This is a genomic window from Pseudomonas sp. CP4, assembly GCF_047758505.1.
Taxonomy (GTDB): domain Bacteria; phylum Pseudomonadota; class Gammaproteobacteria; order Pseudomonadales; family Pseudomonadaceae; genus Aquipseudomonas; species Aquipseudomonas fluorescens_AO.
The window spans coordinates 4,728,585-4,746,132 of sequence record NZ_CP180489.1 but is presented as its reverse complement, the minus strand read 5'-3'; the positions used below and the strand labels follow the sequence as shown (position 1 = coordinate 4,746,132).

The 17,548-nt window shown below is 58.2% G+C and carries 21 protein-coding genes; 2 read left to right on the top strand and 19 right to left on the bottom strand.

Features of this window, described 5'->3' with window-relative positions:
• Positions 1-35: 35 nt before the first annotated feature.
• The 17 genes from queC to ACMYUN_RS21250 all read right to left on the bottom strand — a co-directional run bounded on the left by queC (position 36) and on the right by ACMYUN_RS21250 (position 13,621).
• Entirely contained in the window at positions 36-728 is a 693-nt protein-coding gene (queC, locus tag ACMYUN_RS21330) for a 7-cyano-7-deazaguanine synthase QueC (RefSeq protein WP_415761698.1), read from the bottom strand.
• A 1-nt stretch (position 729) separates the two neighbouring features.
• Positions 730-1,377 (bottom strand): 7-carboxy-7-deazaguanine synthase QueE, encoded by a 648-nt coding sequence (queE, locus tag ACMYUN_RS21325; protein ID WP_016770671.1) that lies wholly within the window; start codon positions 1,375-1,377, stop codon positions 730-732.
• A gap of 167 nt (positions 1,378-1,544) precedes the next feature.
• Positions 1,545-2,384 (bottom strand): tol-pal system protein YbgF, encoded by an 840-nt coding sequence (gene ybgF, locus ACMYUN_RS21320; RefSeq protein ID WP_039758178.1) that lies wholly within the window; start codon positions 2,382-2,384, stop codon positions 1,545-1,547.
• 6 nt (positions 2,385-2,390) lie between these two features.
• Positions 2,391-2,888, bottom strand: coding sequence for a peptidoglycan-associated lipoprotein Pal (gene pal / locus ACMYUN_RS21315; protein WP_003178634.1), 498 nt, complete (start codon positions 2,886-2,888; stop codon positions 2,391-2,393).
• 52 nt (positions 2,889-2,940) lie between these two features.
• Positions 2,941-4,221: a Tol-Pal system beta propeller repeat protein TolB gene (gene tolB / locus ACMYUN_RS21310; protein WP_415763990.1), complete on the bottom strand. Its 1,281-nt coding sequence runs from the start codon at positions 4,219-4,221 to the stop codon at positions 2,941-2,943.
• A 17-nt stretch (positions 4,222-4,238) separates the two neighbouring features.
• Positions 4,239-5,315, bottom strand: a complete 1,077-nt coding sequence (gene tolA / locus ACMYUN_RS21305; protein ID WP_039758184.1) for a cell envelope integrity protein TolA — start codon at positions 5,313-5,315, stop codon at positions 4,239-4,241.
• Positions 5,315-5,767, bottom strand: coding sequence for a protein TolR (gene tolR / locus ACMYUN_RS21300; RefSeq protein WP_160767866.1), 453 nt, complete (start codon positions 5,765-5,767; stop codon positions 5,315-5,317). Before tolR ends, tolA begins: the two co-directional genes overlap by 1 nt.
• A 23-nt stretch (positions 5,768-5,790) precedes the next feature.
• A complete protein-coding gene (gene tolQ / locus ACMYUN_RS21295) occupies positions 5,791-6,486 on the bottom strand; it encodes a protein TolQ (RefSeq protein ID WP_415761696.1) in 696 nt (231 codons plus the stop codon).
• Positions 6,476-6,943, bottom strand: a complete 468-nt coding sequence (gene ybgC, locus ACMYUN_RS21290) for a tol-pal system-associated acyl-CoA thioesterase (protein WP_129997507.1) — start codon at positions 6,941-6,943, stop codon at positions 6,476-6,478. The genes tolQ and ybgC overlap by 11 nt, the downstream gene beginning before the upstream one ends.
• Before the next feature lie 127 nt (positions 6,944-7,070).
• Positions 7,071-8,132, bottom strand: a complete 1,062-nt coding sequence (gene ruvB, locus ACMYUN_RS21285) for a Holliday junction branch migration DNA helicase RuvB (protein WP_024014087.1) — start codon at positions 8,130-8,132, stop codon at positions 7,071-7,073.
• Entirely contained in the window at positions 8,133-8,741 is a 609-nt protein-coding gene (gene ruvA / locus ACMYUN_RS21280; protein WP_024014088.1) for a Holliday junction branch migration protein RuvA, read from the bottom strand. It abuts the gene before it with no gap.
• Positions 8,742-8,855: 114 nt separating this feature from the next.
• Entirely contained in the window at positions 8,856-9,383 is a 528-nt protein-coding gene (gene ruvC / locus ACMYUN_RS21275; protein ID WP_016773501.1) for a crossover junction endodeoxyribonuclease RuvC, read from the bottom strand.
• A 155-nt stretch (positions 9,384-9,538) separates the two neighbouring features.
• Positions 9,539-10,285: a YebC/PmpR family DNA-binding transcriptional regulator gene (locus ACMYUN_RS21270; protein WP_024014089.1), complete on the bottom strand. Its 747-nt coding sequence runs from the start codon at positions 10,283-10,285 to the stop codon at positions 9,539-9,541.
• Positions 10,286-10,404: 119 nt separating this feature from the next.
• Positions 10,405-12,180: an aspartate--tRNA ligase gene (gene aspS / locus ACMYUN_RS21265; protein ID WP_039758189.1), complete on the bottom strand. Its 1,776-nt coding sequence runs from the start codon at positions 12,178-12,180 to the stop codon at positions 10,405-10,407.
• A 98-nt stretch (positions 12,181-12,278) separates the two neighbouring features.
• Positions 12,279-12,500 carry an FmdB family zinc ribbon protein gene (locus ACMYUN_RS21260; RefSeq protein WP_016773499.1) on the bottom strand — a complete coding sequence of 74 codons (222 nt, stop codon included), beginning with the start codon at positions 12,498-12,500 and terminating at the stop codon, positions 12,279-12,281.
• Positions 12,501-12,630: 130 nt separating this feature from the next.
• Positions 12,631-12,969 (bottom strand): ribbon-helix-helix domain-containing protein, encoded by a 339-nt coding sequence (locus tag ACMYUN_RS21255; RefSeq protein WP_039758190.1) that lies wholly within the window; start codon positions 12,967-12,969, stop codon positions 12,631-12,633.
• A gap of 181 nt (positions 12,970-13,150) precedes the next feature.
• Positions 13,151-13,621 (bottom strand): Dps family protein, encoded by a 471-nt coding sequence (locus tag ACMYUN_RS21250; protein ID WP_016773497.1) that lies wholly within the window; start codon positions 13,619-13,621, stop codon positions 13,151-13,153.
• Positions 13,622-13,932: 311 nt separating this feature from the next.
• On the opposite strand from ACMYUN_RS21250, the gene ACMYUN_RS21245 reads away from it, so the two are divergent.
• A complete protein-coding gene (locus tag ACMYUN_RS21245) occupies positions 13,933-14,535 on the top strand; it encodes a cold-shock protein (protein ID WP_039758192.1) in 603 nt (200 codons plus the stop codon).
• A gap of 64 nt (positions 14,536-14,599) precedes the next feature.
• Here ACMYUN_RS21245 and ACMYUN_RS21240 read toward each other — a convergent pair whose 3' ends face one another.
• Together ACMYUN_RS21240 and ACMYUN_RS21235 are read right to left on the bottom strand one after the other, a co-directional pair.
• Complete coding sequence (locus ACMYUN_RS21240) at positions 14,600-14,806, bottom strand: SlyX family protein (protein WP_039758193.1); 207 nt, start codon at positions 14,804-14,806, stop codon at positions 14,600-14,602.
• Between the two features lie 3 nt (positions 14,807-14,809).
• Positions 14,810-15,235, bottom strand: a complete 426-nt coding sequence (locus ACMYUN_RS21235) for an HIT domain-containing protein (RefSeq protein ID WP_125917131.1) — start codon at positions 15,233-15,235, stop codon at positions 14,810-14,812.
• An 889-nt stretch (positions 15,236-16,124) separates the two neighbouring features.
• On the opposite strand from ACMYUN_RS21235, the gene ACMYUN_RS21230 reads away from it, so the two are divergent.
• Entirely contained in the window at positions 16,125-17,474 is a 1,350-nt protein-coding gene (locus ACMYUN_RS21230; RefSeq protein ID WP_039758197.1) for an OprD family porin, read from the top strand.
• The last annotated feature ends 74 nt before the right edge of the window (positions 17,475-17,548 follow it).

The window sequence follows — 17,548 nt, the reverse complement described above, 5'->3', positions numbered from 1 at the left end:
TTTTTAAGGACTATTCAACACCTTTTTTGAAAAAATCAAAAATAAGGGGTTGGATCGTCCACACCAGCTGCCGCGAAGCCTTCTGCACGCAGGCGGCAGCTGTCGCATTTGCCGCAGGCGCGGCCGTCATCATCGGCCTGATAGCAGGAAACGGTCAGGCCATAATCCACGCCGAGCTTCACCCCAGCCTGGACGATCTGCGCCTTGCTGAGGTTTTGCAGTGGCGCCTGAATGCGGAAGCCATTGCCTTCCACGCCCGCTTTGGTGGCCAGGTTGGCCATGCGCTCGAACGATTCGATGAACTCGGGACGGCAGTCCGGGTAGCCGGAATAATCCACCGCGTTGACGCCGATGAAGATGTCGCGAGCGCCGAGCACTTCGGCCCAACCCAATGCCAGCGACAGGAACACGGTGTTGCGCGCCGGTACGTAAGTCACCGGAATGCCTTCACCGAGCTCTTCCGGGATGTCGATGCTGGTGTCGGTCAGCGCCGAGCCGCCCTTGCCATTGAGGTTCAGCCCGATGACCTTGTGCTCGACCACACCCAGATCGCGAGCCACGCGGGCGGCAGCGTGCAATTCGGCATGCGAACGCTGGCCGTAATCGAAACTCATGGTGTAGCAGGCGTAGCCTTCGGCGCGAGCCATCGCCACCACGGTGGCCGAGTCGAGGCCGCCGGACAGCAGGATGACTGCACGTTTTTCGGTAGTGTTCAGTTGTTCAGTCATCTCAGCGCCCCGGCTCGTCGTTCCAAAGATATTTATGCAGCTGCAATTGCAGGCGTACCGGCAGATTGTCCGCCACCACCCAATCTGCCAACTCGCGGGCATTGAGATCGTGGTGACTTGGCGAAAACAGCACTTCGCCGGCGCGCTGATCGAGACCGTACTGGATCAGCTTGGAAACCGCCCAGTCATAGTCTTCCCGCGAGCAGATGACAAACTTCACCTGATCGTTGCGGGTCAGCAGTTCGATGTTCTCATAACGGTTGCGGTGGGCCTCCTTCGAGCCCGGCGTTTTCAGATCGACGACGCGACTGACACGCGGATCGACAGCCGAAACGTCAAGGGCGCCGCTGGTTTCCAGCGACACCTCGTAGCCGGCATCACACAACCGCTCAAGCAAAGGAATGGCGTTTGGCTGAGCCAATGGCTCACCGCCGGTGACACAAACGTAGCGCGGACGATATCCAGCCACTTGCTCAAGGATGTCGTCGAGGGTGCGGACAGTGCCGCCGCTGAACGCATAAGCGCTGTCGCAGTACTGGCAACGCAACGGGCAACCGGTCAGGCGCACGAAAACCGTGGGCAGCCCGGCAGTCCGAGTTTCACCCTGCAACGAGTAGAAAACTTCGGTGATTCTCAATGTGTCTTGCATAGTCGCCACGGGCGTAACAGCTAAACAGGCTGTCCGCCTCCGTCAGGCACTTCAGGCAATCCCGCCAACGCGTAGACCGCAAGAAGCGTGTTTCAGAAAAAGGGCGTGAATTCTAACGAAAAAACCCGCGACAAGCGCGGGTTTCTTCAAAACACGAATGAACCGGCTTACATGCGCTGCAGATCACGCTGGGCCAATTGCGCGGCGGACGTGCCCGGATATTGGGACACCACCTGCTGCAGAATGCCTTTGACCTTGTCGGTGTGACCGAGGCGGCGTTCTACGTCAGCCAGCTTGTACAGCGAATCCGGCACCTTGTTGTGCTTGGGATACAGTTGCGAAACCTTGGCAAAGGCCTGACCTGCACCTTGCAGATCACCCTTTGCCAGGTTCACTTCGCCCAACCAGTACTGGGCGTTGCCCGCGTACTGGCTGTTCGGGTATTTACGCAGGAAAGCGGCGAAGGCCTGGCTGGCCTTGTCGAAATCCTTGGCTTTGATCAGGTCGAAAGCGGCATCGTAATACAGCTTTTCCTTGGCCGGATCAGCCGGTTCGCTACCCGCAGCAGGGGCTTGGGCGGCCGCAGCAGCACCCGCGCCTGCGGCAGCACCGGCAGCAGCACTTGCGTCGCTACCGGCAGAAGAATTCTCGGGAGTCGCGGCTGGTGCAACGCCGGATCCTATGCGCCGATCAAGATCCTGGTATCGCTCCAGGGATTCCTGCTTCATGCGCGCAACCTGATTCTGCAGTTCTTCGATCACGCCTTGCTGGCGCGAGATCTGATCCTGCATCTGTTGCAATTGGTTGAACAGCATGCCTTGTGCCGAGGCAGGGGCCGAAGCCGCTCCCCCGGCATAGGCGCCGTTCGTACCGTAACCCGCAGGCGGATAACTGCTCCCGCTATTGTTATAACCGGAGTTGTCATCGACCACAGGAACCGCAGCCCACGCCGCAAGCGGCGCGAGGCTGAGAGCCAGAACAGTTACAGCACGACGGCACGTTCGCATATCGAATTACTTACGCAGTTCGACGCGACGGTTCTGGGCCCAGGACTGCTCGTCGTTGCCGGTAGCAACTGGACGCTCTTCGCCGTAGGAAACCAGTTCCAGCTGAGCTGGGGAAACACCTTGCAGTACCAGGTAGCGCTGAACGGCTTTCGCACGACGCTCGCCCAGTGCCATGTTGTACTCACGAGTACCACGTTCGTCGGTGTTGCCTTCCAGAACAACGCGAGCGCCGTTTGCTTTCAGGTCTTTGGCGTGAACGTCCAGAGCGCGCATGGCTTCTGGCTTCAGGTCCGAGCTGTCGTATTCGAAGTAGAAGGTGGTGATTGCGCGCAGAGCAGCTTCTTCGCTCAGGGAGCCGTCAACGGCACCAGTGTTTGCGCCGTAACCAGCGTTTGGATCAACAGCGCCTTCACCGGCGTTGTCGCCGCCTTTGGACGAGCAACCTACAGCTACAGCCATGGCCAGAGCCAGCGCAGCAAATTTACCAAACTTCAGCATTTCCATCGTGAAACTCCTAATGAACCCCAGTGTGTTAAGTAAAACGTGTAGCGCCCGCTCACTTCAGGTAAGGGGACCAGGACGGTTCTCTGACTTCGCCTTGAGCGGTAGGAAGCGGGAGCCTCACGCGCCCATTAATGGACACGAGCATCAAGACTCCCCGGCCCTGTTGGCGGGTGGCGTAGATTACCATGGTGCCGTTGGGCGCAACAGTAGGTGACTCGTCCAGAGTGCTATCAGTGAGGATCTTTACACTACCCCGCTGCAGATCCTGAGCTGCCACCTTGAAATTGGTGAAGCCATCCTGACGATGGATCATCACCAAAGTCTTTTCATCAGCCGAAAGTTTCGGGTTGGCGTTGTAGTTGCCCACGAACGTCACACGCTCGGCACCACCGCCACTGACGCTGGTTTTATAGATTTGCGGCTTGCCGCCACGGTCCGAGGTGAAATAGATGGTCGAGCCATCCTTGCCCCAGAACGGTTCGGTATTGATGCCCTGGCCATTGGTTACGCGGCTGATCTGACGCGAACCGAGGTTCATCACGTAGATGTCCGGGTTACCGTCTTTCGACAGCACGAACGCCAGGCGATTGCCATCCGGCGACCAGGCTGGCGCGCCGTTGAGGCCTTCGAAGTTGGTGATCTGCTCACGGCGACCGGTGTCGATGTTCTGCATGAAGATGCGCGGGCGCTTCTGCTCGAACGACACGTATGCGATACGCTTGCCATCCGGTGCAAAACGCGGCGATAGAATCGGCTCGCGCGATTGCAGCAGAGTCACTGCGCGGGCGCCGTCATAGTCGGAGCGCTGCAGGGTGTAGCGCGTGTTCTTCTCGGAGAAACGCTCGGCCGTTACGTACAGCAAACGTGTCGAGAAGGCACCGTCAATACCGGTCAGCTTTTGGAAAGACTGATCAGAGATGAAGTGCGCCATGTCTCGAATCTGGTCCGTCGTACCGGAAACACTGCCGTCAGCCACTTTCTGTTCGGTGGCGACGTTGAACAGTGCCCACTGCACCTGCAAGCGACCGCCCGCGGGCGCGATGCTGCCGACCATCATGTACTGAGCACCCACTGCCTTCCAGTCACGGAAAATGATTTCGCTCGGCTGGCTTGGCTGGCTGATCATGTTGGCTTTTGGAATCGGCGAGTAATAGCCCGAGTTGCGCAAATCGTTACCGATGATTTCCGCCATGTCGTCAGGCAGCACCGCGCCGCCTTGCATACCGAACGGAACGACGGCGATCGGAGTAGCCCGATCGCTGCCGCTGGTGACCAGAATGTTCTTTTCATCTGCCACCGCGATCCCTGCCATGCAGCAGATCACGACCAGCATTCCTCGAAGAAGGTTTCTCACAAGGCTAGATCCTCAGGTGTGAATGTCATCTTGAATGAACGATACGGAGCGAAATCGCTCGGCTTCATTCCCTGCATTTCTGTCAAACGTCCAATATTCTTCACTGCCGCGACTGCCGAAGCATCGAACGGACCATCACCACTGGACTTGGCAACGCTGACCGAAGTCACCGTACCGTCCGGCAACATGCCGATCTGCAGCACGACCGTCATGCCTTTGCGTGCCGAAGGAGGACGAGCCCAGCCTTCTGCTGCACGAGCGCGAATCAGGTCATCGAAACTGCCGGCGACTTCGTCACCCTGCTCATCGGCCAAGGCTTGCTGGCGCTGCGGCGTGTCGGAAAGCAGATCTGCCAGGGCCTGAGCCTTTTTGTCTTCGGCAGATTTGCGTGCCGCTTCCTGCGCTTTCTTTTTCGCAGCATCGGCAGCAGCTTTCTTCTTCGCGTCTTCGGCGACTTTCTTCTTCGCCTCTTCAGCTTCAGCTTTTTTCTTGGCGTCTTCGGCGGCTTTCTTTTTCGCGTCTTCGACGATCTTCTTCTTGGCTTCTTCGGCAGCGGCTTTCTTCGCCTCTTCCTCGGCAGCCTTTTTCGCTTCGTCTTCGGCCTTCTTCTTGGCTATATCAGCCAATTGTTTCTCTTCGGCCTTTTTCGCTTCGGCTTTCTTCGCGTCGTCGGCTTTTTTGGCTTCATCCGCCTTTTTCGCTTCGTCCGCTTTTTTCGACTCGTCGGCCTTCTTGGCTTCCTCGGCCTTTTGAGCCGCTTCCTCTTTCTTTTGTTCCGCCGCCTTCACCGCTTCCTGCTCGATCTTTTTCTGTTCCATCTGTTCGACTTCGGTCTGGCGCGCAGCGGATTTCTTCGCCTCACCCGCAATCTTCTGATTGGTCTGGGTGGTCGCCTGACTTTTCGATTTCAATTGGTACAGAGTCGCCTGGACGATCGGCTTGGCCGGCGGCAGTTCAGGCGTGAAGGCAAAACTGACGAACAGCATGCCGAACACCAGCACGTGCAGGACAATTGCCAGGACACTAGGCCAGAAGTAGCTTTCCGAGGCGGACGGCTCTCGCTGTTGCTGCATCAGGGGGCCTCGGTAATCAGACCAACGTTACCGACCCCGGCTTTCTGCAACCCGCCCATGGCGCCCATGACGGCGCCGTAGTCGACAGTCTTGTCGCCGCGAATGAATACCTGGGTGCGTTTGCCGCCCTCGGTGCCGGCGCGAATGATCTTGGTCACCGCGTCAGTCATTTGCGGCAGGGTCATGGCCCTGTCCTGTTGCTTCTCGGTGTCGACTTCGCTGCCAAGGTTCCAGTAGTAGGTCTTGTCAGCCTTGATCGAAATGGTCAGGACCTGGGTGTTGTTGTCCTGCGGCAAGGCTTCGCTGGAAACCTTGGGCAGATCAACTTTCACGCCCTGATTGAGCATCGGCGCGGTCACCATGAAGATGACCAGCAGCACCAACATCACGTCGATGTAGGGCACCACGTTCATCTCGGCGACCGGCTTGCGCTTTTTGCGAGCTCGAGCGATTAAAGCCATCGGGAAATACCTGCTTATTCTTCGCTGGTGTGCACTTTGCGGTGCAGGATCGCCTGGAATTCATCGGCGAAGGTGTAGTAGCGGCCCAGCAAGGTTTCGCTGCGCGCAGCAAAACGGTTGTAAGCGATGACCGCTGGGATCGCAGCGAACAGGCCGATCGCCGTGGCGATCAGCGCTTCGGCGATACCCGGAGCTACGGTGGCGAGGGTCGCCTGCTGAGCACTGGCCAGACCGCGGAAAGAGTTCATGATCCCCCACACGGTACCGAACAGGCCGATGTACGGACTGACCGAACCAACAGTGGCGAGGAACGGCAGGCTCTGCTCGAGTTTCTCTTCTTCGCGGGAGATGGCCACGCGCATGGCACGAGCGACACCTTCCATCACCGCTTCAGGATCGACGCCTGGCTGCTGACGCAGACGGGAGAATTCCTTGAAACCGGCACGGAAGATCTGCTCCACGCCCGAATCCGGATCAGGGTTGCTGCCGGCCTGACGGTACAGTTTGGACAGGTCGATACCCGACCAGAAGCGCTCCTCGAAGCTCTCCAGGGCGCGTCGACCGGCACGCAGCAAATTGCTGCGCTGAAAGATCATGACCCATGAGGTCACCGATGCGGCCACCAGGGTCAACATTACCAACTGCACCACGATGCTGGCATTGCTGACCAGGCTCCACATGGAGGAATGGTCGACGACGTTAGCTTCCACGCTTTATCTCCTGCTTTGAGTGTGTACCCGGGCCGACCGCGTCGGCGAAGGCCGCACGCAGGTCTTCGGGAAGGGCCCGGGGTTTCAAACTGTCGGTGCGCACGCAGGCCACCAAAAACTGCCCTTCGCAGAGCAGCACATTATCCGTGGCCCGCCTGACCTGCTGTTTGAAGCGCAGGCTGGCACGGTTCAATTCGGTTACATCAGCGCTTACCAGCAGTTCGTCGTCCAGTCGCGCCGGCGCGTGGTAGCGCGCTTCGCTGGAATGCACGACGAACAACAGGTCCTCTCCGGCAAGCGCAGATTGGGCAAAACCCAGTTCCCGCAGCCGCTCGGTTCGAGCCCGTTCCATAAACTTGAGGTAATTAACGTAATACACGATGCCGCCCGCATCGGTGTCCTCGTAATAAACGCGACAACGATGTGCGAACGGCTCAAGCCCGTTTTGCGCGCGCATACTCTAGTGCTTACTCCTCAGGTTGCCAATCCGGCCAGACAACTGTTTTTCGTGGTTTCAAAGCTTTAACGCAAAAGTACCGTCGTCTGACAGTACAAACCCTGAATAAATCACCAGCAAATGTGTATCAATCGTCGACGGCGTCGAGAAACTCGTCTGCCACGGGCATCTCGCCCATCCGTGACGGAACATTCAAACCGAAATGCAGATAGGCATGGCGCGTCACCACCCTGCCCCGTGGCGTGCGCATGATATAGCCCTGCTGGATCAGATACGGCTCGAGCACGTCTTCAATGGTGTGGCGCTCTTCACTGATCGCCGCCGCCAGACTGTCGATCCCCACCGGACCGCCGTCGAACTTCTCGATCATGGTCAGCAGCAGGCGCCGATCCTGGTGATCGAAACCGTGTTCGTCGACATCCAGCAGGTTCAGCGCCAGATCCGCCACCGCTTTGGTGATATGACCCTTGGCGCGGACCTCGGCGAAGTCGCGTACTCGGCGCAGCAGACGGTTGGCAATTCGCGGGGTGCCACGGGCGCGACGGGCGATCTCGAACGAACCTTCCGGGTCCAGCGGCAGACCCAGAATGGCCGCTGAACGGCTGACGATTGTTGCCAGATCCGCCGTGCTGTAGAACTCCAGGCGCTGGACGATACCGAAGCGATCACGCAACGGGTTGGTCAGCATGCCGGCGCGGGTGGTGGCGCCGACCAGGGTGAACGGCGGCAGATCAAGTTTGATCGAACGCGCCGCCGGCCCTTCGCCGATCATGATGTCGAGCTGGAAATCTTCCATCGCCGGATACAGCACTTCTTCAACGATCGGCGACAGACGATGAATTTCGTCGATGAACAGCACGTCGTGCGGCTCGAGATTGGTCAGCAACGCGGCCAGATCACCCGGACGTTCCAGCACTGGTCCGGAGGTGCTCTTGATCGACACGCCCATTTCCTGGGCAATGATGTTGGCCAGCGTGGTCTTGCCCAGCCCCGGCGGGCCGAAGATCAAAGTGTGATCAAGGGATTCGCTACGGCCCCGGGCAGCCTGGATAAACAGTTCCATCTGCTCGCGCACGGTTGGCTGGCCAATGTAATCGGCCAGGCTGACCGGGCGGATGGCCCGATCCTGGACTTCTTCGCGCTCGCGCGGGCTGTGCGCGGCGGCGATCAGACGATCAGCTTCAATCACTTAAATCATTCCCTTCAGAGCGCGGCGGATCAGATCTTCGCTGCTCAGATTCTTGTCTTTGATCGCGGAAATCGCCTTGCTCGCTTCCTGCGGCTTGTACCCCAGCGAGATCAGCGCACTGACCGCATCAGTCTCGGCGCTGTTGACCGGCGCCGGCCCATCGGGCTGATTCGGCACCAGCGCGAACATCGCCGGCGACGTTTCCCAAGCCTTGAAGCGGTCTTTCAATTCGACCAGCAGGCGCTCGGCGGTCTTCTTGCCGACTCCCGGCACCTTGGTCAGCGCCGAGGTGTCCTGGGACTGTACGCAGCGCACCAGTTCATCGACTTCCAGGCTTGACATCAATGCCAGCGCCAGTTTCGGCCCTACGCCGTTGAGACGAATCAGTTCGCGAAAAAAGTCTCGCTCACGCTTGCCGGCAAAGCCATAGAGCAATTGCGCATCTTCGCGTACGACCAAATGGGTGTGCAGGGTCAGCGGTTCACCGACCGACGGCAACCGATAAAGGGTGGTCATCGGCACTTCCACCTCATAGCCGAGGCCATTCACATCGAGAATCAGGTGCGGCGGCTGTTTCTCAGCCAAGGTGCCGCGCAAGCGTCCAATCACGTTTTGAATCCTTGAGCGCTGGCCAGCCGTGGGCTGGCGACGATTGAAGGTGGCTTGCGCGCCGGCAACACAGGCACCAGAGAGCCACTTTCAGGAAAATTGATGCTGATGCTATCAGAGACGCAGGCGCCCGCCACGACTGCGTGCGGTTCCCAGACCGTGCGGCAGCAGGCTTGAGCGTGTATGCGCATGGCAAATGGCGATAGCGAGGGCGTCGGAGGCGTCGATTTGCGGCTTGCTGGTCAATTTGAGCATGTGCATGACCATCATCTGCACCTGCTCTTTATTGGCCGCGCCCGTGCCGACCACGGCCTGTTTGACTTGAGTAGCGGTGTATTCGGCGATTTCCAGACACTCTTCGGCGCCGGCGACGATGGCCGCGCCGCGCGCCTGACCGAGCTTCAGCGCCGAGTCGGCGTTTTTCGCCATGAACACCTTTTCGATGCCCATGGTCACCGGGCCGTAGGTCTTGATTATTTCGCGCACGCCGCGATAGACGATTTGCAGACGCTCATGCAGTTCGCCGGACCCGGTGCGAATGCAGCCCGAAGCCACATAGATGCAGCCGCCGCGCCCGGTATCGCGAACGATCCCGTAACCGGTGATGCGCGAACCGGGGTCGATACCAAGAATTAAAGTCATAACGCCTGCAGATTCATAAAACGATTTACCTGACAGCCAATAGCAAATGTGGGAGCGAGCCTGCTCGCGAAGGCGGTATGTCAGCAGATACAGGTGCTGAATGACACACCGCTTTCGCGAGCAGGCTCGCTCCCACAGGGAAGACTAGTCGCTTATCAGCCAAGCTGAGCGGCGACGTCTTCCGGGATGTCCGCGTTGGAGTAGACGTTCTGCACGTCATCCAGATCCTCAAGCATGTCGATCAGCTTGAGGACCTTCTCCGCCCCTTCCAGATCCAGCTCGGCGCTGGTGGTCGGCTGCATGACGATTTCCGCATCATCGCCCTTGAACCCGGCCGCTTCCAGCGCGTTGCGCACCGCATAGAAACCGGTGAACGAGGTAAACACGTCGATCGAACCGTCTTCATGGGTGACCACGTCATCGGCATCCGCTTCCAGCGCCGCTTCGGTCAGTGCGTCTTCATCGACGCCCGGGGCGAAGCTGATCTGGCCCTTGCGCTCAAACAGATACGCCACCGAACCGTCGGTGCCGAGGTTGCCGCCACACTTGCTGAACGCATGACGCACGGCTGCGGCGGTACGGTTGCGGTTATCGGTCATGCACTCGACCATGACCGCGACGCCGCCAGGGCCGTAACCCTCGTAGGTCAGCTCTTCAACGTTGTCCGCTTCGGTGGCACCGGCACCGCGCGCGACGGCGCGGTCGATGATGTCGCGACTCATGTTCGCGCTCAACGCCTTGTCCAGGGCCAGGCGCAAACGCGGGTTGGAACCCGGATCACCGCCACCCTGACGGGCCGCAACGGTCAGTTCACGGATCCACTTGGTGAAGATCTTGCCCCTCTTGGCATCCTGACGTTCTTTGCGGTGCTTGATGTTTGCCCACTTGGAATGACCTGCCATAACTTGCTCCGAATGCTCTTTGAAACCTTGCCCGCCCTGCTGGTGCAGCGGCCGGCAATTGAAAAATTCGACCTGAGAAAGAAAAAAGGCGCATCCGAAGATGCGCCTTCAGGCCCGTCTTACTCAGCCTTTGGCGTTTCGCGCAGGCGAATGTGCAGCTCGCGCAACGCCTTGGCATCCACTACGCCCGGAGCCTGCGTCATCACGTCGGCAGCACTCTGGGTTTTCGGGAAGGCGATCACTTCACGGATCGACTGGGCGCCGGTCATCAGCATCACCAGACGGTCCAGACCGAAGGCCAGGCCACCGTGCGGCGGTGCACCGTACTTCAGCGCGTCGAGCAGGAAGCCGAACTTCTCTTCCTGTTCCGCTTCGTTGATGCCCAGCAGGCGGAATACCGCTTGCTGCATTTCCTTGCGGTGAATACGGATCGAACCGCCGCCCAGCTCGGTGCCGTTCAACACCATGTCGTACGCACGGGACAGTGCGCCGGCCGGGTTGGCTTCGAGTTCCTGTGGGGTGCACTTCGGTGCGGTGAACGGGTGGTGCAGCGCCGAGAAGCTACCGTCGTCGTTCTCTTCGAACATCGGGAAGTCAACGACCCACATTGGGGCCCACTCGCAGGTCAGCAGCTTGAGGTCGTGACCGAGCTTGATCCGCAGCGCGCCCAAGGCTTCGCTGACGATCTTGGCCTTGTCGGCACCGAAGAACACGATATCGCCATCGACTGCGCCAACGCGATCGAGGATCACGTTGAGCTTGTCTTCAGGAATGTTCTTCACGATCGGCGATTGCAGACCTTCAACACCGGCAGCACGCTCGTTGACCTTGATGTACGCCAGGCCCTTGGCACCGTAGATGCCGACGAACTTGGTGTAATCGTCGATCTGCTTGCGCGGCATGCTCGCCCCGCCTGGAACGCGCAGTGCGGCGATGCGGCACTTCGGATCGTTGGCCGGGCCGCTGAACACCTTGAATTCAACTTCTTTGAGCTGGTCGGCAACGTCAACCAGTTCGAGTGGAATACGCAGGTCCGGCTTGTCCGAACCGTAGCGGCGCATGGCTTCTTCGAAAGTCATGTGCGGGAATTCGCCGAATTCCAGATTCAGCACTTCCTTGAACAGGTTGCGGATCATCTGCTCGGTCAGGCCCATGATCTCTTTTTCATCGAGGAAACTGGTCTCGATGTCGATCTGGGTGAATTCCGGCTGACGGTCGGCACGCAGGTCTTCGTCACGGAAGCATTTGGCGATCTGGTAGTAACGGTCGAAGCCGGCCACCATCAGCAGTTGCTTGAACAGCTGCGGCGATTGCGGCAGGGCGAAGAACGAACCGGCGTGGGTACGGCTCGGCACCAGATAGTCCCGCGCACCTTCCGGGGTGGCCCGGGTCAGGATCGGAGTTTCGACATCGAGGAAACCGTTTTCGTCGAGGAAGCGGCGGATGCTGGTGGTCATGCGCGAACGCAGACGCAGCTTCTCGGCCATCTCCGGACGACGCAGGTCGAGGAAGCGATAGCGCAGGCGGGTTTCTTCGCCGACGTCGGAGAACTCGTTGAGCGGGAACGGCGGGGTTTCCGACTCGTTCAGCACTTCCAGTTCATAACCCAGCACTTCGATCATGCCCGAGGCCATGTTGGCGTTGGTCGCACCGGCCGGACGCAGACGCACCTTGCCGGTGATTTTCACAACGTATTCGCTGCGCACGCGATCGGCGGCGGCGAAGCTCTCGGCACGATCCGGATCGAACACCACCTGGGCCAGACCATCACGATCACGGATGTCGAGGAAAATCACCCCGCCGTGATCGCGGCGACGGTGAACCCATCCGCAAAGGGTAATTTCCTGGCCTTCCAGGCTTTCGTTCAGTTGGCCGCAATAGTGGCTGCGCATCATGGTGTGGTTCGCTTCTCGTAATTCGAAATTCGGTGGAGTAACTGTCGCCTTCAAGCAAGGCGGCCACTCACGCGTGTCGTTCGTTCAGGGTTTGAACCCTAGTCAGCTTTGTCGCCACCGGCCAGATTCTTCTTGGCTCCGGTCTTGAAATCGGTCTCGTACCAACCGTTGCCGCTGAGGCGAAAACCCGGCATGGACAGCTGCTTCTTCAGTTCGGGCGCCTGGCAGGCAGGGCAGTCGACCAACGGTGCGTCGCTGATCTTCTGAATGGCTTCCAACTGATGACCACAGGAAGCACATTGGTAATCGTACATTGGCATGGGGGTGTCTCGGCGATCAGATTGCTGCCGCGCGCAGGGCTTTGCGGCGAAAGCGCGGGATTATATCGATTAAATGCGGGCTGTGCAGCCGTAACACTGCACAGCCCACAACCTCATTGCAACCGCCGTTTCAGCGCGAAACGGCGGGTGCGAGTTCTTTGATCCCGTTCATGACACAAACCACCCGTACCAGCGCACTGAAATTCTTCACCCCGCCGTGACGCAGATGCACCTCACGGTCGACATGGGACAACAGTGTGCTGATCGAACAATGATTGGCCTCGGCCATGCCGCCGAGGATGTTCCAGTAGACCTGCTCGAGTCGCAGGCAGGTCGCAAATCCGTTGAGGCGAATCGATCGCGATAACGGCCGGATCAGATTCATGTCGAACTCGCTGACAAACGGATCGACTTTTATAACGTGCCGCGAAGCCGACATCCTGTCGCTTCGCCTGTCTCCTTCTACCATAGCGTTGACACTCCTTTGCCATGACTGCTGATTTATAAGGCAACATCCTGCGCCTTCATAAAAACCCAGTGACAAAGTTATCGCCATACGACTTGTTGACCAGCCTCGTAGGATAAGCCAACGACAATAGTAAGAGTCTGGACAGCGTGCGGACGACCTCAAGCCGTCCGCAGCGGCCGGGTCACTCCTCGAGCAGCGCGCGCAGCATCCACGCGGTTTTTTCGTGCACCTGCATGCGCTGAGTCAACAGGTCAGCGGTCGGCTCGTCGCTGACCTTGTCCAGCAGCGGGAAGATACCGCGTGCGGTACGGGTCACCGCTTCCTGGCCCTCGACCAACTGCTTGATCATGTCTTCGGCGCTCGGCACACCGACTTCTTCCTTAATAGAAGAAAGACGCGCGTAGGTCGCGTAGGCGCCCGGTGCCGGGAAGCCCAACGCACGGATACGCTCGGCGATTGAGTCGACGGCCAACGCCAGTTCGTTGTACTGCTCCTCGAACATCAAATGCAGCGTGCGGAACATCGGGCCGGTGACGTTCCAGTGAAAGTTATGGGTTTTCAGATACAGCACGTAGGTGTCCGACAGCAGTCGCGACAGCCCTTCGACGATGGATTTGCGGTCTTCTTCGCTGATACCGATATCAATGGCCATGCTTACCCCCTAACAATGAGTGAATTCATCCAGCAGGTTCGCCCCCACTTTAGCAAGGCAAGCGCCGGCTCGCAGCTATGAATCGGTGACCTGACTGCGACAAATCGACCGCTTCTCTGCCGCTGGCCGGGCTGATTTGAGTAGCCGCAGGCTTTGCTGTTAAATAGGCAGTGTGTCGCCATGCCCTATTTTCCGGGGTGTTGCGCATAGGCTGATGCCGTGTACGTGTCCACCGCCTCTTATTTTGTCCTGAAGCGAACCGTGCGCCTTCAGCTCTTCCTTGTGAGCCGTCATAACGTGAGCCAATCAAAATGTTGAAAATCGTCCACCTGCTAATGGGCGCAGCAGCCTTGCTGCTGTCGTTCATACCCAGCCTGAAAGCCGAAGCCGTTCCTTACCTGCAACAGCCCGATGCACTTTACCTGGCCTTTTTCGGCCTGCTGAACCTGGTCATCGCTCCAGTGATTCCTTACTGGAACAAAGGCCCGCGCCAGCATCTGCAAAATCTGGTCAGCGCCCTTCTGGTACTGACCGTCGTCCTGCAAACCTTGACCCTGATCGCGCCGATGCCGGTTATCGCTGGCCAGCCGGCCGTATTGTTCAGCCTGGTCATTGCGCTGGTTGCCGTGCTGCTGCACCTGGCCATCAGCTTCTACAAATCGTCACCGGCCGCTGCGCCGACTACCTATGACATGAGCAATCGCGATACCGGCACCGTGAAGTGGTTCAACACTTCCAAGGGTTTCGGTTTTATCTCCCGGGATTCCGGTGACGATATTTTCGTGCACTTTCGCGCCATTCGTGGCGAAGGCCATCGCGTCCTGGTCGAAGGCCAGCGCGTCGAGTTCTCGGTGATGAACCGCGACAAAGGCCTGCAAGCCGAGGACGTGATCGCCGCCCTGCCGCGTCGCTGATCCAAAGCAAAAAAAACCGCGAACAGCCTGGCTGCTCGCGGTTTTTTTATGCCTGCCGAATGGCTCAGTAATGTGGCGGCGGCGCGTCTTCTTCAAAGGCACCGAACTGCCCGACCATTTCTTCGTGACGCTTGATCAGCGCTTCCATCTGCAATTGCAGGCGCTCGATGACTTTCTGCTGGGCCACCAGCACATCGTTCAATGCCTGAATGGTGTCATCCTGAAAGGCCAGACGGCTTTCCAGATCGGTTACGCGCTCTTCAAGGCTCATGACTCAGCCCTCCACAAAGGTGAATTCTTCAGTCAGCACCAGACGCAAGCGCTCGCGAATGGCTGCTACCTGTTCCGCGCTGTACGGCTTGGCCGGATGCCTGCCCCAGACCGGCGCCGGCCACGCAGCATCATCGCGTTTGCGCACGATGACATGCATGTGCAGTTGACTGACAACGTTACCCAGTGTTGCGACGTTCAGCTTGTCAGCGTCGAACGAATCCTTGAGCAACTCGGCCAGCGTGGTGGTTTCCTGCCAGAGCAGCTGCTGATCGGCGACATCCAACTGAAACAACTCGCTTATATCCTCGCGGCGAGGCACCAGGATGAACCACGGGTAATTGCTGTCGTTGGACAGCAACAGCCGGCACAACGGAAAGTCACCGATGACCAGGGTGTCCTGTTGAAGTCGTGAATCCAAAGCAAACACTGTACGTACTCCCGGCTGATCCTATGACTCAGCTTAGCGGCGGCTCCAAAGAGGCGACGCGCCAAGCGACAGGACGGCAGCATACCTGCGAATGCAGCGGCCTTCACGCTGCCCCGGCAGTTAATCCCCAGCCGCTTCGACATGAGACATCTGTCCGCGCCGCGCACCAACTTAGGCCATGACATGAGCCTTGACGTGAAGAGTCGCATGAAATTCCTTGATCTAGCGAGCCTCGACTCTCTGACGGACAGACTACCCTCAGGCCCACCGTCGATTTTTTTGCACCAAAACTGCACAACCCGTCTACGCTCACTGGGTCGGGCATCCGCCAAATACTCAGTACGGGGTGAACCGGTAACGTTTTTTGCTGTCTCGCGCACCTTTGGTGCGTTGCAACACCATTGGGCAAACCACGTCAAGCGTGTGACAAAACAAGCCCGAGGCCCCGTTTTCACAAGGTTTTCACATATGCGGGCGCGCTACAGAAAAATAACCGCGACATTTTTGCGGTTTGTGCACGCTTGTTGCATTCATAACGTTATGGACTATAGGCGTGCCAGCGGCAGTGGTCGCCTGAAGCCAATAAAAACAGTGGCAGGGTTGCCCGATGGAGATTCAAGTGTTTTGCCAGGGACTCTTTTGTAGCGATGCCAAGAGGTCCGGAAACAGCGATAAAGTTGTCAGTCCGGCTGCATCGGTACTGTGAATTTGCGACATCCAGCGCTCCTTTTGCGACAACGCCGTAAAGAAGCTGAAAGGTTGGTTTCGCAAGTATCGCCAACATTGTCGGCGTGATATAAGTTTGCGCCGACACAAAAAGAAAGAGCCGCCCAGATAATAAAACAGGTGGGACGGCAGTACTCTTCTAAAACCAAAGGAGCAAATCACGATGCGCGTGATGAAGTGGAGCATGATCGCACTGGCAGTTGCTGCAGCAGCCAGTTCCCAGTTGGCTACGGCCGCCCCGTTCGTAGATGACCAGGCAGAAGCCAAAGGTTTTGTTGAAGGTGCGAAACTCACCGAAACGTTGAAGAACTACTACTTCAACCGTGACAACAAGAATGGTGGCCGCGACCAGAAAGACTGGACCCAGGGTTTCCTCGGCAACTTCACCTCCGGTTATACCCAGGGCACCGTGGGTGTAGGTATTGATGCCTACGGCTATCTGGCCTTGAAACTGGATGGCGGTGACGGTACTTCCGGTACTGGCAACATGAGCCGTAGCGATACCGTCAAGGCCAACGGCTACGCTCGTGACGTCAACGACAGTCAGGGCAAGGCAGGCGCTTCCATCAAGTTCCGCGTTTCCAAGACCGAACTGAAATTCGGCGACATGCAGCCAAGCACTTCCCCAGTGTTTGCTGTCGGCGGTTCGCGCATCCTTCCGCAAACTGCCACTGGCTTCCAGTTGCAGAGCAGCGAAGTGAAAGACCTGGATCTCGAAGCCGGTCACTTCTACTCCGGCTCCAGCCAGGACAAGAACGCCCGTGATGGCGGCCTCTACGCTACCTATGCCGGTGTTGAGGCGAACAACATCGACTACTTCGGTGGCAAATACTCGATCACTGACAACCTCAGTGCATCGCTGTACGGCGCGAAGCTGGAAGACATCTGGAACCAGTACTACGCCAACGTGAACCTCACCACTCCATTCGGTGGTGATACTTCGCTGAACACCGACTTCAACATCTATCGCACCACCGACACCGGTAGTGCCGAAGCGGGCGACATCAGCAACACCACGTTCTCGCTGGCAACCGCTTTGTCGTTCCTCAAAGCGCACACCTTCACCCTGGCCTTCCAGAAGGTCAACGGCGACACCCCGTTCGACTACATCGGCGTGGGCAAGAACAACCGTGGTGGCGACTCGATCTTCCTGGCCAACTCGATCCAGTACTCTGACTTCAACGGTGCAGGCGAAAAATCCGTTCAAGCCCGTTACGACCTGAAAATGGCTGAGTACGGCGTGCCTGGCCTGAGCTTCATGGTTCGTTACGTCAAAGGTTGGGACATTGATGGCACCAATACTCCAGCAGGCAGCGCTTATGCCGGTCTGTATGGTGAAGATGGCAAACACCACGAAACCAACTTTGAAGCCAAGTACGTTGTTCAAAGCGGCCCGGCGAAAGACCTGTCCTTCCGCATTCGTCAAGCTTGGCACGTGGCCAACGCCGACGAAGGTGAAGGCGATGTCAAAGAGTTCCGCCTGATCACCGAGTACCCGCTGAACATCTTGTAATTGTCAGTGGTTAGTTTTAAAGCATGAAAAAAGGCCCATCTTCCGATGGGCCTTTTTTATTTCATCTGTATTGA